This is a genomic window from Citrobacter amalonaticus (genome assembly GCF_002918555.1).
GTDB classification, from domain to species: Bacteria; Pseudomonadota; Gammaproteobacteria; order Enterobacterales; family Enterobacteriaceae; genus Citrobacter_C; species Citrobacter_C amalonaticus_A.
Map to the genome: position 1 here is coordinate 243,828 of NZ_PQMB01000002.1, position 15,819 is coordinate 259,646.

Consider the following 15,819-nt stretch of genomic DNA (forward strand, 5'->3'; position numbering starts at 1 on the left):
AAACGTGTAATGGACAAGACCGGCGGTCTTCGATTTCATCTAAACTCGTCATACTTCAAGTTGCTGGTGCGTTGCCGCGTGACTCGAATTCTTTAGAGTTTACAGTCCGAAAAATTATTCGGCTGGTGCGGCCATTTTACCTTCTGCGCGCGGACGTTCTGTCAGACGCTTCTCAAAATTGGCATTAAACTGTTTTTTCTGTTCCGGCGTCAGAATGTTGTAGATCTTGTTCTGAGTTTCCATGTGAGCCAGCATATTGGCTTTACGCTGCTCTTCCATTTTCGCAATCTGCGCTTCTGCTTTCGCTTTGTCGAAGCTGTCGCTGGCAATGATATCGTGCATTGCGCGGCGTTCTTCCAGCGGTGGACGTTTCATCTGGTCGCGCTGGCCTTTCATGATGTCACGGATCTGCTGTTTCTGCGCATCGGTCAGGTTCAGGTCTTTAAACATCATATCGTGATGCGGGCCTGGCTTACCTTTGTGGTGCATCATCGGCTTCGCGTCTGCAGGTGCTGCGCTGGAAGTGTCAGCAGCGTGCGCCAGGTTTGCAGCGCCCAGCGCCAGCCCAGAAGCAACAAACAGTGCAGTTAATTTACGCATAATCTTTATCCTTCCTTTCAGTTATTTATTTTAACGGCTCTCGTCTCGCTTACTTTGAGACATCATACCGTGTTGACGAGATTAACTTTACCGGCTTAATCGTCAATTATTCAGAGCAATGGTAAAACAATGAAAGTGTAAAAAACATTTTCCCATCAATTATGAAGAAAAAAAGAATACTTAGAGGAGAGTTGCAGGAAAGTTTTTCAACAGACTGAATTTGCAGAGAATATGAAGAACTATACCTGAACGATATTTATAAATATACTCTAAATAATTCGCGTGGCGGGAAGACGCCACGCGAATTATTTAGAATCTGTACCTTTTCGCACGTCAAAAATAAAAACCGCAGAGCTGAGTCTGCGGGACAGATAATTTACGCGAGCTTCTCCAGCATCAAACCGGCGCGCAGACCAATCGCCACGTCGGGATTGGGAAACAGAACATATTCAACGTCATGAGTGGCGACAAAACGCTCGTCGCCATCCTCCGCCAGCAACGTCCCCGCCTTAAAAGGGGTAAAATTCAGCGTCTGCTTGCCCATATGCAACACAAACGCGTCGCTGCGCCGCGTGATTTGCGAGGCAACGCGATAGCGAGCCACGGTGGTCTGCGCCGGGCGGTTCACGTCGCCACTCAGCAACGCCTGCAGCGCCTTTGCTGTGGGTGCAAACTGATGGAGATCGTTTTGCCCAAAGGGAAGCGCCTTTCCCAGCTCCAGCGTGCAGGCAAGCGCTCCGAAATGTTCAGCGCTAAAATGGGTGAAGGTTCCGCCAGGCGTCTGGTGAAAAACGAGCGCTTCAAGTCCTGCGCCCCCCAGCCATTCAAGGAAAGCCTCATCCCAGGGAATCGGACGCTGCGGCAGCACGCCGAAGCGCAGATGATATGAATCACGAATCGCAGTGTGCAGATCCAGATGCCAGCGCCGCGATTCCTGGCCTCGCGAATAAAAGTCCCCGACAACCTGTTCAAGCTCTCTGGCTCGCCTCGTCTCGTCACTTTCGGGAAACGTCTGCCAGCGCCCGCCAAACATCCGGTTCATATCACTGTGAAGATAGCGTCTGTCTGCGGCCAGCGCCGCCGGATTGCCGAGGATCACCAGCAGCCGCCAGCGCAGCGGGATCGTTGCGTCGAATATCTTCGTGAGCAGCGTATCCACCATCTCTACCGGCGCGGTTTCATTGCCATGAATGCCGGCAGAAAGCACTATCGCCCCTTTAACCGGTCCCTCAGGAATAAGCTCGAGCAGTCCGTTGCCCCGCCAGCGCCAGTCGAAGCCGTTCGCTTTGCCCTTGTTCACACAGGGGAAGCCCCCGGCTAACGTCAGTGCCAGAAAGTTATCCATTAACATCCCCCTTCCTGCTGGAACGGATAGACCGACCCGAGATCAAGCAACTGGGTTAACGTATCAAGCGCCTCGCGCCCTTCACGTAATAATTGCGGGTCAGCGAGATCGGCAACGGTAAGCCGATCGCGATAATAACGATCAACCCACTTATTCAGCGTATTAAACAGCAAGTCATCCATTATCACCGCCGGATTTACCGCCAGTAACTCTTCCGGCGTGAGCACCACCCGCAGTCGCAGGCAGGCTGGTCCGCCACCATTAGACATACTTTCCCGCAGGTCGAACACCTGCATCTCACTTAGCGGATTATCCTCCGCCAGCAGAGCGTTCAGATAACGCCAGACTCCGGCATGTTCCCGACACTCCTGGGGCAGCACCAGCATCATGGAACCGTCATCACGGCTTAACAGCTGGCTGTTAAACAGATAGGTTGATACCGCATCCGGCACCGAAACCGCGGTGGTCGGCACCTCCAGAGCCATGAACCCAGGAACACACTTACGTAATTGCTCAAGAAGCACATCCTGGCGGGCAAAGGCTTGCTGATGGCAAAACAGCACCTGACGATTCGCCACCGCGATCACATCGTTGTGAAACACGCCGAGATCGATAACCTCCGGGTTCTGCTGCGCAAATATCAGCTGATGTGAATTCACCTGGTTCAGCCGCGCCACCGCTTCGCTGGCCTCCCGGCTTTGTCTTGCCGGGTAGCGCATCGGGCGCGTATTCCCGCCCTCCTCACGCCCGTAGACAAAAAGCTGCATCCCCGGTTCGCCATAATCACCCCCTAACCGGTTATGGTTAGCGGCCCCCTCATCACCCAGCAGCGCCACCTGCGGCAGCGCGCCATGAACAGAGAAAGTGTGTTCATCGCGGAAAATCGCCCGCAGGAGCGCCTCTGTGGTCGGCGCCTCCAGCGAACGATGAAATTTATTATTCAGATTTGCAACGGTCAGATGCACTTTGCCATCCAGCGCATCGGCTGAGGGACACACCGTTGCCGCGTTGGCGACCCACATCGGCGAAGCGGAGCTGACGCTGGAGAGCCAGTGTGGCGACTGACGCGCCACTTTTTCGATAACCTGCTCATCGCTACCGCTAAATCCCAGCTGGCGCAGAACCGGAATAAATGGCCGTTCATGGGGCGGGATCACGGCCTGCGGAAATCCGGCGTCAGCCAGCGATTTCATCTTCAGTAACCCCTGCTTTGCCGCCAGTCGCGGATTCGACAGCTGAAAGCGGTGGCGAGTTGACGCCTCATTCCCAAACGACAGCCCCGCATAGTGGTGGGTCAGCCCCACCAGCCCGTCGAAATTAACCTCGCGCGCTTTCATACCCTGTCCTCACGAGAAAAGTCGAGGCCAGGACTCAGGTTATCCGGCAGGGTTAATGCCGGAGATTCCAGACTCGCCATTGGCCATGCGCAATAATCAGCGGCATACCACGCGCTGGCGCGATGGTTTCCGGACGCGCCCACGCCGCCAAACGGCGCGGTACTGGCAGCACCGGTGAGCGGTTTGTTCCAGTTCACAATCCCCGCACGCGCCTCCAGCAACAGCTGGTCAAACTGTTCACGCTTTGGTGAAACCAGCCCACACGACAGACCAAAACGGGTGTTATTCGCCATCGCGATGGCCTCATCAAAACTGTCGTAGCGCCAGACCCTGAGCAGCGGGCCAAACACCTCTTCATCGGGCACGCCTTCGATACCTGTCATCTCAATGATGCCCGGCGACAGCAGCGAGGTTCCCTCCTGTAACAGACGCGGCACAAGCAGGGTCCGTCCTCCTGACAATTCCAGATGACGCCAGGCGTCATGCACGTGACGGGCCGCATGTTCTGAAATCAGCCCTCCTGTAAACGGCTGTGGTTCGTCGTCCCAGCGGCCAGGCTGCAACCGCTGGCTGACATTAACCAGCCGCGCAAGAAACGCATCGCCCTGGGCGCCTCTTTTCACCAGCAGACGGCGCGCGCAGGTGCAGCGCTGACCGGCGGTGACAAACGCTGACTGAATGGTCAGGTGCACCGCGGCATCAATATCCAGCGGATCTTCAATAATCAGCGGATTGTTGCCGCCCATCTCCAGTGCGAGTATTTTTTCTGGCTGACCGGAAAGCTGGCGATGTATCTGATACCCGGTATTCGCGCTGCCGGTAAAGAGCAGCCCGTCGAGTGACTCCTGCGCGCTGAGCGACTGTCCCGTTTCACGCCCCCCCTGTACCAGATTGAGCACCCCCGGCGGTAATCCGGCCTGTTCCCAAAGCTTCATTACAGCTTCGCCCGTCCAGGGCGTCAGTTCACTGGGTTTAAAAATTAGCGTGTTCCCCGCCAGCAAGGCCGGAACAATGTGCCCGTTCGGCAGGTGGCCTGGGAAGTTGTACGGGCCAAAAACCGCCAGTACGCCGTGGGGACGATGACGCAACGTGGCCGCGCCGTCAGGGAGTTCACTCTGCTGCTCACCGGTACGGGCGTGGTATGCTTTAACCGAAATCGCAATTTTATTGATCATGGCAGCGATTTCGGTTGCAGCCTCCCAGCGCGGCTTGCCGGTTTCACGGGCAACGATCGCGGTCAGTTCTGCTTTGTTCTCCCCCAGCAGTCCGGCAAACTTTTCAGCTATTGCCTGACGCTCGCTAAAAGGCCGTCTGGCCCAGTTCGCAAAAGCGGCACGTGCCGCCTGACAGGCCAGCGCAACCTGAGCGGCATCGGCATCATTACCCTGCCAGAGAACCTCCCCGCTGACCGGGTTGGTTTTAATCCGCCGCTCGCCCGAGCCGGTTATCCAGTCACCGTTTATCCATAGCGTCATACTTTTTTCTCCTCTTCACGTTTGTCCTCTGCACAAAGACGAACCATCCGGACACGATCCCCGGCATGACATTTCAACGCATCCAGTTGTGCCGCGGTCAGCACCAGCCGTGAGGTATCCGGATCAGCGCGCACCAGCATGACGCGAAAGTGATGGTAGTTCTCATTGGCGACCAGACAGGCGGGGAATTCACCGGCCGCAGGTTGCCCCTCAGCCACCTCCACCAGACGGCTTTTACGGATCGCCCGCACCCGGTCGATATCACATTCCAGCGTCGGGCCGCCGTCGAAAATGTCGATATAGTGGCGGTAGCGAAATCCCTCTTTCTCCAGCACCGCGCGGGCAGGCGCCGTTTGCGAATGCACCTCGCCAATGACCGCCTGCGCCTCTTCTGACAGGAAATGGGTATAAATAGGATGCTTGGGCATCAGCTCAGCAATAAACGCCTTCTGTCCGGTACCGCAGAGGAAATCAGCCCGACTAAACTCCATTGAGAAAAAGCGCTTACCCAGGCTTTGCCAGAACGGGGAGTAACCGTGTTCGTCAATCACCCCACGCATTTCTGCGACCACTTTTTCATTAAACTTGTCGCGAAAAGCCGCCATAAACATAAAGCGTGACTTCGAGAGCAGGTAGCCATTGCCCTCTTTACGCCAGTCCGGGTCGAGGAATAAGGTACACAGCTCGCTGCTGCCCGTATGGTCGTTACTGAGAAACAGCGTCGGCAGCGCGTTGTAGACGTTCAGCTCTTTTGACGCATGTACCAGCGTACCGACCCGGTAGTTGTACCAGGGATCGTTCAGCCCAACGGCCACTTCAATGGCGCAGATCCCGGCGACGGTTCCGCTGTCACTCTCTTCCAGGATAAAAACAAACCCCTGCTCGCTCTTTGGCAGTTCGCCCTGCCAGGTTTTCAGTGAGCGCTCGATACGCGCAGCCAGCGTGGCCTCATTCGCCGGTAGCGAGGTCAGTCCGCCGCCGGTCTTGCCCGCCAGATGCATCAGCGCCGTGATATCCTCGCGCTCCACGGGACGAATCACCATCATGATGAACCTCCGGTCTGGATGTTTTCGCAAGCCAGCGCGAAGCGATCCAGCCCCGTCGCCACCTCTTCATCGCTGACGTTCAGCGCGGGGGCAAAGCGCACCACATTAGCCCCGGCAATCAGCACCATCACGCCAGCTTTGGCGGCTTCCTGGGCGATCTGTTTGGCTGTTCCGCCATACTCTGCCTTCAGCACGCAGCCGATCAGCAGTCCCAGGCCACGAATTTCACTGAACAGGGCAAAACGTTCATTAAGGGCGGTAAGGCGTTCCACAAACACGCGGTGGCGTTGCTTCACGCCGTTCAGCGTTTCCGGCGTATTGACGATATCCAGCAACGCTCCGGCAACCGCAGAAGCCAGCGGGTTACCGCCGTAGGTTGTACCGTGGGTGCCCACGGTCATCACGCTGGCGCAATGTTCCGTCGCCAGCAGCGCCCCGACGGGGAAACCGCCGCCCAGCGCCTTCGCCGTTGTCAGGAGATCCGGCGTCACGCCATAGTGCATATAGGCATACAGTTCCCCGGTACGCCCGACGCCCGTCTGCACCTCATCAAAGATCAGCAACGCATTGTGGCGATCGCAGAGTTCACGCAGCCCCTGCAAAAACGCGTTGGTTGCCGGCACAACGCCGCCTTCCCCCTGTACTGGCTCAACGATCACCGCACAGGTGGTGTCATCAATCAGTTCGCTGGCGGAGTTAAGATCGTTAAACACCGCATGACGAATATCCGGCGGCAGCGGCGCAAAATCCTGCGAATAGGCGGGCTGCCCACCGGCACTGACGGTAAACAGCGTGCGTCCGTGGAACGCGTTTTTAAACGCGACAATCCCGCTTTTGTGGGAGCCGAAGCGGTCATGCGCATACTTGCGCGCCAGTTTTAACGCCGCTTCATTGGCCTCAGCCCCGGAGTTACAGAAGAAAACACGTTGCGCAAAAGTGGCATCAATCAGTTTCTTTGCCAGACGCAGCACGGGTTCGTTGGTATAACCATTGCCGGTATGCCAGAACTTACCCGCCTGCTCGTTCAGCGCATCGCGCAGGGCGGGATGCGCATGTCCCAGCGCGTTAACCGCAATCCCTCCGGCGAAGTCGATATACTCTTTACCCTGCTGATCCCACAAGCGTGAACCCTCGCCACGAACCGGAATAAAAGGTGCCGGAGCGTAAACAGGCATCATCCATTCATCAAAATTTTCACGCGTAACTGGCTGAGACATAGCGACCTCATCGGTAAATAAAAAGTTATCTTGATGTTAATAAACAGTAAATATCACGCTGTAAATGTAGATTGCAGGGTTCGTGCCAGCCAGGGGAAAAAATGCATAAACGGCAGTGGGTAACGAAAAATCAAGGTGTTAAAACCCAGCGATATTCACTGTCAGTGCATAAAAAGTGAATATTTTCGCAGGCAAGGTGAGGAAATAGAGAAAAATTCGCAATATTATTCATTCGCCAAATATAATTCTGGAAATGTGATCGTCTGCGAAATTTATAAGAAATAACGGCACCATTGTGGCGCAACCAGCCCTGCAACAGAGCAAATTTTGCACCATCGTTAACGCCTTTGGTAAACATTGCTGGAATCAGGCGAGGAATGGCAGTCACCTGACGGAATTTCTGCTACCATCCTTGCACTATTCACCTTGCAAAGTGACAGCGACTATGAAATTTGTCTCTTTTAATATCAACGGCCTGCGTGCCAGACCACATCAACTTGAAGCCATCGTCGATAAACATCAGCCGGACGTGATTGGGCTGCAGGAGACAAAAGTTCACGACGACATGTTTCCTCTCGAAGAGGTCGCGAAGCTCGGCTATAACGTCTTCTACCACGGGCAGAAAGGCCATTACGGGGTGGCGTTGCTCACCAAAGAGACGCCCGTTGCCGTACGTCGTGGTTTCCCAAACGACGATGAAGAAGCGCAGCGCCGAATCATCATGGCCGAAATCCCTTCACCGCTGGGCAATGTTACCGTTATCAACGGCTATTTCCCGCAGGGTGAAAGCCGCGACCATCCGCTGAAATTTCCGGCTAAAGAGCAGTTTTATCAGAACTTACAAAACTATCTGACCACTGAATTGAAGCGGGAAAACCCGGTGCTGATCATGGGGGATATGAATATCAGCCCGACCGATCTGGATATCGGCATTGGCGAAGAGAACCGTAAGCGCTGGCTGCGCACCGGGAAATGTTCATTCCTGCCCGAAGAGCGCGAATGGATGGAAAGGCTGATGAGCTGGGGGCTGGTCGATACCTTCCGCCATGCGCATCCTGATACGGTCGATCAATTTTCATGGTTTGACTATCGCTCGAAGGGCTTCGACGATAACCGCGGCCTGCGTATCGACCTGCTGCTGGCAAGCAACCCGCTGGCCGAACGCTGTGAAGAAACCGGTATTGACTATGAAATCCGCAGCATGGAAAAGCCGTCTGACCATGCGCCAGTCTGGGCGAAGTTCAGGGTATAACTGACGCCGGTGAACGCGAAGAAAATCCTGCTTTCCGTCCTGTTGATCCTGTTTGTTGCCGGGGTGGTATGGGCTATGCCTCCCGGTTTTCTCGCTCTTGAAACCCTGAGGCGCTATCACGCGACGATGGCACAGTGGCAACAGCACTCCCCGGTTGTCAGCGCGGTGGTCTATTTTTGTGTCTACACGCTGGTAGCGTCGCTGTCGATTCCAGGGGCGGCACTGCTCACCCTGCTCGGCGGCGCTCTGTTTGGCCTCTGGCAAGGCATCCTGCTCGTCTCATTTGCCTCCACGTTCGGGGCGACGCTGGCGATGCTGGCCAGCCGTTATCTGCTCCGCGACTGGGTTTCCCGGCGTTTTGCCCGCCAGATGGCGACCGTTGATCGGGGAATGGCCCGTGACGGTGCCTTTTATCTGTTTGCGCTGCGCTTAATGCCGCTGTTTCCCTTTGTTATCGTTAACCTGCTGGCAGGATTAACATCTGTCAGCACACGACGCTACTGGTGGGTCAGCCAGGCGGGAATGTTTCCGGCAACGGTGATTTATCTTAACGCCGGACGCCAGCTCAGCCAGCTGACATCAATGCGCGATATTATTTCGCCCGCTATGCTGGCGGCTTTCGCCCTATTGGGGCTATTACCGCTGGCCTCGCGCTGGTGGTTTAAGCGATTCTTTCGGGAGTAATTATGCGGTGTAATCTGTTTCTGGTGGGCCTGCTGCTGGCGGGACACGCGCAGGCGGTCGACAGCTGGCAGACGGTAAAAAACGAGGCCAAAGGCCAGACCGTCTGGTTCAACGCCTGGGGCGGTGATAATGCCGTCAACCAGTATCTCGACTGGGTGAGCGGCGAGGTGAAAACCCACTATGCCGTCGATCTCAAAATCGTCCGTCTTGCCGACGCTGCGGATGCGGTTAAGCGGATCCAGACGGAATCCTCTGCCGGGCGTAAGCAAGGCGGCTCCGTGGATTTACTGTGGGTGAACGGTGAAAATTTCCGCACCCTGAAAGAAGCTGGCCTGCTGCAAACCGGCTGGGCGCAGACGCTCCCTAACTGGCGTTTCGTCGATACCTCGCAGCCGGTCACGGAAGATTTTTCGATCCCGACTGAAGGCGCGGAATCGCCCTGGGGCGGCGCGCAGCTCACCTTTATCGCCAACCGCAATACCGTGGCCGTGCCGCCGCAAAGCCCGCAGGCGCTGCTGGAATTTGCCAAAGCCCACCCGGGCAGCGTGTCCTACCCACGCCCGCCGGACTTTACCGGCACGGCGTTTCTGGAACAGTTACTGCTCACATTAACTTCGGCGCCAAAAGCGTTAACCGTCGCGCCGGATGCGGCAACGTTTACCGATGTCACCGCACCGCTGTGGCGCTACCTTGATGCCTTACACCCTTATTTGTGGCGTAAAGGGCAGGATTTTCCGCCCTCTCCGGCCCGGATGGATGCCCTGCTCAATGCCGGTACGCTGCGCCTGTCGCTGACGTTCAATCCTGCCCATGCTCAACAAAAGATGGCCAGAGGTGAACTCCCAAAGACCAGCTACAGTTTTGGTTTTTCCAAAGGGATGATTGGCAACGTCCATTTTGTGACGATCCCGGCCAACGCTCGCGCCAGCGCCGGGGCGAAGGTTGTCGCCAACTTCCTGCTCTCACCGCAGGCGCAGTTGCGCAAGGCCGATCCGGCTTACTGGGGCGATCCTTCGGTACTCGATCCGCAAAAACTTTTGTCCCCTGAGCGCGACGCGTTGCTGGCAAGGATGCCTCGCGGGTTACCCCCTGTGCTGCCTGAACCCCACGCCGCGTGGGTAAACGCCCTGGAACAAGAATGGCTACGCCGCTACGGTACGCACTGATCCTGCTGGTCTGGTGCATCATGGCGGCAGTCTATTCGCCGCTCGCGCCTGCCGCATTTTCTCTTATTATGCCCGCCCTGTCCGTTGAACACTGGCAGACGCTGTTTGCCGATCCCCAGCTTCCCCAGGCTCTGCTGGCAACGCTGGTTTCGGTCACCGTGGCGGTTGTGGGAGCATTGTTCCTCTCCCTGACGGTGATCGTGGCGCTCTGGCCGGGAGCCGCGTGGCCGCGCCTGTGCGCGCGCCTGCCGTGGTTGCTGGCCATTCCCCACGTGGCGTTTGCCACGGGTGCCCTGTTGCTTTTTGCCGAAGGCGGAATGCTGTATCGCTTGCTGCCTTTTTTGTCTCCACCATTTGATCGTTACGGTATCGGGCTGGGCCTGGTGCTGGCGGTCAAAGAGAGCGCATTTTTACTGTGGATCCTTGCCGCGCTGCTCAGTGAGAGGCGCCTTTCCCAACAGGTCATTGTGCTGGATACGCTGGGCTACAGCCGTTTGCAGTGCCTGAACGGATTGCTGCTGCCCGCTATTGCGCCCGCATTGGGTGCGGTACTACTGGCGATTGTGGCCTGGTCAATTTCCGCCGTGGATGTGGCGATTATCCTTGGCCCCGGCAATCCCCCGACGCTGGCGGTGCTGGGCTGGCAGTGGTTAAGCCAGGGCGACAGCGATCAGCAGATAAAAGGCACGCTGATAAGCCTGTTGCTGCTGGTACTGTCCGGCGCATACGCTCTGACAGGCTGGCTGCTGTGGCGCGCCTGGCGACGAACCATCCCGCTCATCAGCGGCGTGCGTCGCCGGACATCCCCTGCGTTACCCGGTAAAACGTTCGCAGCCATGCTGCCCCTTGCGGGCGTGCTGTGCTGCCTGCTGCTGGCAGCCACCGCCCACTATTCATCAATGAACGCTCAGGCGCTGTCCAACAGTTTGCTGATGGGGCTGGCCTCCAGTATTCCCGGACTTATTATCATTCTTTTGTGGCTGGAATGGGGACCAGAGCGGGGACATCGCTGGGTCTGGCTGCCCATTGCTTTGCCTGCTCTGCCACTGGTGGCAGGCCAGTACGATCTCGCGTTGCGACTGGAACAGGACGGACTGTACACGACCCTAATCTGGGGGCATCTGCTGTGGGTCATACCGTGGATGCTGTTTGTCCTTCAACCCGCCTGGCGGCGCATTGACCCTCGTCTGATCCTCATCGCACAAACGCTTGGCTGGAGGCGTGGCAAAATCTTTTTTGCTGTGAAATGCCCGCTAATCGTCCGCCCGATACTGTTGGCTTTCGCCGTAGGGTTTTCCGTCAGTATCGCCCAATATATGCCCACGCTGTGGCTGGGGGCCGGGCGCTATCCGACACTCACCACCGAAGCCGTTGCGCTCAGTAGCGGCGGCAGCAACGGCATTCTCGCTGCCCAGGCGCTGTGGCAGTTGCTCTTGCCGCTGCTGGTTTTCGCGCTGACGGCGCTGATTTCGAAGTGGATTGGCAACTCACGACAAGGACTACGCTAATGCTCATCGTTCGCCAGCTCTCGCTGCATCTGGGGCAAACGCCACTTTTCAGTGAGATGAATTTCAGTGTTAATAAAGGTGACATTGTCACTTTAATGGGACCGTCCGGCAGCGGAAAATCCACGTTACTATCATGGATCACAGGCGCGCTCTCCCCGCATTTTCACGCCTCTGGCGAACTGTGGCTCAATGAAAGACGCATCGACGCTCTGCCAACCGCAGAGCGACAGACTGGCATCTTATTTCAGGATCCCTTGCTGTTCGACCACTTCAGCGTTGGGCAAAACCTGCTGCTGGCACTCCCTGCGAGCATGAAAGGCTCTGCCCGGCGGGAAGCCGTTCAGCATGCGCTTGAACGTGCGGCGTTAACCGGGTTTTATCATCGCGACCCGGCATCGCTTTCCGGTGGGCAGCGCGCGCGCGTTGCCCTGCTTCGGGCTTTACTGGCACAGCCGCAGGCGCTGCTGCTGGATGAACCGTTTAGTCGGCTCGATGCGGAATTGCGCGATACCTTTCGCCAGTGGGTATTCACGCAGGTGCGCAGTCAGGGTATCCCGGTTCTCCAGGTCACGCATGATTTGCAGGATGTCCCCCCCGGCGGCAGGCTTTTGCAAATAGCGTAAGGAACGTGAATGTGCTGACAAACTGCGTTAACGCAAAGTTTTTACTGGTCGCCAGGCACAGAATGACGCCCTCTTATTTCAATGTCGGGCTTTTCGATGAAACGTGTTTCTCAAATGACCGCGCTGGCACTGGCTTTAGGGCTGGCTTGCGCGTCTACCCAGGCGGCTGATATGGCGCAAACGCTCAATTTCAACCTGCTACAGCAACAGCAAGGTACCGCGATTGATACGCGTCCCAGCGCATTTTACAACGGCTGGCCGCAGTCGCTTAACGGCCCTTCCGGACACGAACCTTCCGCACTTAACCTTTCCGCTGGCTGGCTCGATAAAATGAGCGACGAGCAGCTCGCCGCCTGGATCCAGCAGCATCAGCTGAAGACTTCATCACCGGTTGCGCTGTACGGTAGTGAAAACGATATTCTGGCCGTTAAATCCCGCCTGCAAAAAGCCGGACTCACACAGGTTTCCATCCTGAGCGATGCCCTTCAGGATCCGGCCCGTTTGCAAAAACTGCCGCACTTTGAACAACTGGTCTACCCACAGTGGCTACACGCTCTCCGGCAAGGTAATGACGTTACCGCTAAACCTGACGGAGACTGGAAGGTTATTGAAGCAGGCTGGGGGGCGCCGAAGTTTTATCTGCTCAGCCACATTCCTGGTGCCGGATATATCGATACCAATGAGATCGAAAGCGAACCGTTGTGGAACACCGTGTCGGATGCGCAGCTGAAAACCATGCTGGCAAAACACGGTATTCGCCACGACACCACGGTGATCCTCTATGGTCGCGACGTTTACGCCGCCGCGCGGGTGGCGCAAATTATGCTCTACGCTGGAGTGAAAGACGTTCGCCTGCTCGACGGCGGCTGGCAGACCTGGTCTGACGCGGGTCTGCCGGTTGAGCGCGGTACGCCCCCCACGGTCAAACCGGAACCGGATTTTGGGGTGACCATTCCGGCACAGCCGCAGCTGATGCTGAATACGGAACAGGCCCGCGCCCTGCTGCACCGCCAGGATGCCTCCCTGGTCAGCATTCGTTCCTGGCCGGAGTTTATCGGCACCACCAGCGGCTACAGCTACATCAAGCCAAAGGGTGAGATTGCCGGAGCACGCTGGGGACACGCGGGCAGCGACTCCACGCATATGGAAGATTTCCACAACCCGGACGGTACCATGCGCAGCGCGGATGACATCGCCGCCATGTGGAAACAGTGGAACATCCTGCCCGATCAGCAGGTCGCGTTCTATTGCGGCACCGGCTGGCGCGCGTCAGAGACATTTATGTACGCCAGGGCGATGGGCTGGCAGAACGTTTCGGTCTATGACGGTGGCTGGTACGAATGGAGCAGCGATCCGAAAAACCCGGTATCCACCGGCGAACGCGGCCCTGACAGCAGTCAGTAAAATACCGGATAGCGCTATGCCGCAGGCCGGATAAGCAGCAAGCGCTGCCATCCGGCAAAATGTTACCTGTGACGCTGAAGCCTTTTCAGCGTCAGGTATCCACTCCAGACCCGGATCAGCGTCGTCATCCAGCACAGGGCGCCGAAAATCCACGCAAACCAGGCAAAATAAGCCGGGAACAGACAGCTAACGACAAACAGCAAAATCGTCTCCGTCCCCTCGGTTAATCCCCCCAGATAATAAAACGATTTGTGTGCGTAGCCTGGGTTATCAATCTGGTGTTTCGCCGCCAGTGCGGCAAAAGCCAGGAAACTGCTCCCTGTGCCAATGAAAGCGAACAGCAGCCAGCTTCCGGAAAGCGCGTTCTGTAGCGGATCCGCGAGGATAAAACCGAACGGCACCAGCGCGTAAAAGAGAAAATCGAGCGAAATATCAAGAAATCCACCCGCATCGCTCAGCCCCCTGCGTCGTGCCAGCGCGCCATCCAGACCATCCAACAGCCGATTCAGTACGATAGCGATCAGCGCTGCCGGATACCAGCCGAGGGCAAGAAACGGCAGCGCCAGTACGCCAATAGCAAACCCCAGGAGCGTTAACCCGTCTGGCGTGACGCCCGGCCTGTCAAGCAGACCCGCGCAACGGTGTAGCAGAGGTTTAATCCGCGGATGAAGATGACGATCAAGCACGCGGCCCCCCTTGCACGCGGTCACACAGCCCCTGCGCAGGGATATCCAGCGCGGCGTTAAAGCGTGCAGAGAGATTCTGAAACGCAAGCAGCGCGGTCATTTCAGCGATCGTATCGTCAGTGAAAAAGTGCTTCATCCGGGCTTTTAATGCGTCATCCACGCAGGGAGGCGTCGCCGTTACGGCTTCGGCATACGCCAGGGCCACGCGCTCTTCTTCGTTAAACAATACCGATTCCTGCCACGTAGCGACCTCCAGCACTTTATCCATCGCGCCGCAGCGCTGTGCCAGCCGCAAACTGTTGGCGTCCACACAGAAGGCGCAGTGGCACACCTGCGATACCCGGGTCATCAGCAATGCACGCATTACCGGCGTCAGTCGGGCACGCCTGCGCTCCAGAAAACCGACAAATAGCGCGACCAGCCAGAACAAGAACGGCATCCGTCCCCACCAGCGCGTGGGATGTAAAACGTCGCCATAATGTTTTTTCTGCGTGGCGATAAGCGGTTTCAGGCTGAGAGGAATGCGGGACAGCGGGCTTACCCACGGTTGCGGATCGTTCAACGGAAACTCCTGAACTTCATATCAAATAAAGATGAGGATAGTATGTCACTTTCCGTTGTTGAACATTGACGAATATGATGAAAACCCTCGACGTAGTTGCCGCCGTCATTGAACGTGATGGCAAAATTTTGCTCGCCCAACGGCCGGAACATGCCGATCAGGCGGGACTGTGGGAGTTCGCTGGTGGGAAAGTGGAGCCGGGAGAAACGCAGCCGCAGGCGCTGATCCGCGAACTGCGGGAAGAGTTAGGCATTGCGGCAACCATCGGCGGGTACATTGCCAGCCACCAGCGAGAGGTCTCTGACCGGATGATTCATCTGCATGCCTGGCACGTTCCGGCGTACAACGGTGAATTGATCGCACACGAACACCAGAATCTTATCTGGTGTTCGCCTGAAGAGGCGCTCTCTTACCCACTCGCCCCTGCCGATATTCCGCTCTTACAGGCCTTTATGGCTTCACGCGTCGCCAGATAAGTGGATTCGTGCTGAGCGTCTTATCATCGCGCTGACACTGAAGCAGCACACCTTCCATTTTAATCACCGCACCTTCGGAATAGTTTTGATCCTGGTACACGCAGCACTGATTGCAGGGCTGCGCACGCTGGCCGCTGGAGGTGAAGACTTCTGGCGGGACATTCACCTGAACGTCCGGGCGATAATATTGGTTCGCCTGCGCAACAAAAGTTATTGATGCCATCACAACGGCAACGAGGAAGCGGGACATAGTATTTCCTTAAATTTCCGAGTCTATTCTTAGTATATCGGTAGTGCGCGGAGAAAACTTAAGCCCCTGGCGGTCATCGTTTTTCGTTATGACCGCCGCTTCGTTATTAATTTGCTTAGCACCGTTATTTTTTTCTTGCTTACCGTCACATTCCTGGTGGTATAGTCAAAAACTGCAAACACGCTTTA

17 protein-coding genes are annotated in these 15,819 nt (G+C 56.6%); 7 read left to right on the forward strand and 10 right to left on the reverse strand.

From position 1 onward, the window contains the following. Positions 1–114: 114 nt before the first annotated feature. The 7 genes from spy to C3432_RS06565 form a co-directional block, all read right to left on the reverse strand. Entirely contained in the window at positions 115–600 is a 486-nt protein-coding gene (gene spy, locus C3432_RS06535) for an ATP-independent periplasmic protein-refolding chaperone Spy (RefSeq protein ID WP_103775849.1), read from the reverse strand. A gap of 376 nt (positions 601–976) precedes the next feature. After that, positions 977–1,945 (reverse strand): succinylglutamate desuccinylase, encoded by a 969-nt coding sequence (gene astE, locus C3432_RS06540; protein ID WP_103776923.1) that lies wholly within the window; start codon positions 1,943–1,945, stop codon positions 977–979. Then, on the reverse strand, positions 1,945–3,282 hold the full coding sequence (gene astB / locus C3432_RS06545; RefSeq protein ID WP_103775850.1) for an N-succinylarginine dihydrolase: 1,338 nt from the start codon (positions 3,280–3,282) through the stop codon (positions 1,945–1,947). Before astB ends, astE begins: the two co-directional genes overlap by 1 nt. Continuing rightward, entirely contained in the window at positions 3,279–4,757 is a 1,479-nt protein-coding gene (astD, locus tag C3432_RS06550) for a succinylglutamate-semialdehyde dehydrogenase (RefSeq protein ID WP_103775851.1), read from the reverse strand. Before astD ends, astB begins: the two co-directional genes overlap by 4 nt. Continuing rightward, on the reverse strand, positions 4,754–5,803 hold the full coding sequence (gene astA, locus C3432_RS06555; protein ID WP_103775852.1) for an arginine N-succinyltransferase: 1,050 nt from the start codon (positions 5,801–5,803) through the stop codon (positions 4,754–4,756). The genes astD and astA overlap by 4 nt, the downstream gene beginning before the upstream one ends. Next, on the reverse strand, positions 5,800–7,020 hold the full coding sequence (gene astC / locus C3432_RS06560; RefSeq protein ID WP_103775853.1) for a succinylornithine/acetylornithine transaminase: 1,221 nt from the start codon (positions 7,018–7,020) through the stop codon (positions 5,800–5,802). The genes astA and astC overlap by 4 nt, the downstream gene beginning before the upstream one ends. 130 nt (positions 7,021–7,150) lie before the next feature. After that, complete coding sequence (locus tag C3432_RS06565) at positions 7,151–7,408, reverse strand: hypothetical protein (RefSeq protein ID WP_146050875.1); 258 nt, start codon at positions 7,406–7,408, stop codon at positions 7,151–7,153. Between the two features lie 57 nt (positions 7,409–7,465). Between C3432_RS06565 and xthA the strand changes: the two genes are divergently transcribed. The 6 genes from xthA (at position 7,466) to C3432_RS06595 (ending at position 13,657) form a co-directional block, all read left to right on the forward strand. Next, positions 7,466–8,272: an exodeoxyribonuclease III gene (xthA, locus tag C3432_RS06570; protein WP_103775855.1), complete on the forward strand. Its 807-nt coding sequence runs from the start codon at positions 7,466–7,468 to the stop codon at positions 8,270–8,272. A gap of 9 nt (positions 8,273–8,281) precedes the next feature. Next, positions 8,282–8,956, forward strand: a complete 675-nt coding sequence (locus C3432_RS06575; RefSeq protein ID WP_103775856.1) for a TVP38/TMEM64 family protein — start codon at positions 8,282–8,284, stop codon at positions 8,954–8,956. A 2-nt stretch (positions 8,957–8,958) separates the two neighbouring features. Next, complete coding sequence (locus C3432_RS06580) at positions 8,959–10,122, forward strand: ABC transporter substrate-binding protein (RefSeq protein ID WP_103775857.1); 1,164 nt, start codon at positions 8,959–8,961, stop codon at positions 10,120–10,122. Continuing rightward, positions 10,095–11,630 carry an ABC transporter permease subunit gene (locus tag C3432_RS06585; protein ID WP_103775858.1) on the forward strand — a complete coding sequence of 512 codons (1,536 nt, stop codon included), beginning with the start codon at positions 10,095–10,097 and terminating at the stop codon, positions 11,628–11,630. Before C3432_RS06580 ends, C3432_RS06585 begins: the two co-directional genes overlap by 28 nt. Continuing rightward, a complete protein-coding gene (locus C3432_RS06590; RefSeq protein ID WP_103775859.1) occupies positions 11,630–12,253 on the forward strand; it encodes an ATP-binding cassette domain-containing protein in 624 nt (207 codons plus the stop codon). The genes C3432_RS06585 and C3432_RS06590 overlap by 1 nt, the downstream gene beginning before the upstream one ends. A 96-nt stretch (positions 12,254–12,349) precedes the next feature. After that, a complete protein-coding gene (locus tag C3432_RS06595) occupies positions 12,350–13,657 on the forward strand; it encodes a rhodanese-like domain-containing protein (RefSeq protein ID WP_103776924.1) in 1,308 nt (435 codons plus the stop codon). Between the two features lie 62 nt (positions 13,658–13,719). Here C3432_RS06595 and C3432_RS06600 read toward each other — a convergent pair whose 3' ends face one another. Next, positions 13,720–14,343, reverse strand: a complete 624-nt coding sequence (locus tag C3432_RS06600) for a CDP-alcohol phosphatidyltransferase family protein (protein ID WP_103775860.1) — start codon at positions 14,341–14,343, stop codon at positions 13,720–13,722. Further along, the gene (locus tag C3432_RS06605) at positions 14,336–14,905 is read right to left on the reverse strand and encodes a carboxymuconolactone decarboxylase family protein (protein WP_103775861.1); all 570 of its coding nucleotides are present in this window, start codon (positions 14,903–14,905) and stop codon (positions 14,336–14,338) included. Before C3432_RS06605 ends, C3432_RS06600 begins: the two co-directional genes overlap by 8 nt. 77 nt (positions 14,906–14,982) lie before the next feature. On the opposite strand from C3432_RS06605, the gene C3432_RS06610 reads away from it, so the two are divergent. Further along, positions 14,983–15,381: a pyrimidine (deoxy)nucleoside triphosphate diphosphatase gene (locus C3432_RS06610; protein WP_181012909.1), complete on the forward strand. Its 399-nt coding sequence runs from the start codon at positions 14,983–14,985 to the stop codon at positions 15,379–15,381. On the opposite strand, the gene C3432_RS06615 is transcribed toward C3432_RS06610, so the two are convergent. After that, positions 15,356–15,631 (reverse strand): YnjH family protein, encoded by a 276-nt coding sequence (locus tag C3432_RS06615; protein ID WP_103775862.1) that lies wholly within the window; start codon positions 15,629–15,631, stop codon positions 15,356–15,358. The genes C3432_RS06610 and C3432_RS06615 overlap by 26 nt on opposite strands. Positions 15,632–15,819: the final 188 nt, after the last annotated feature.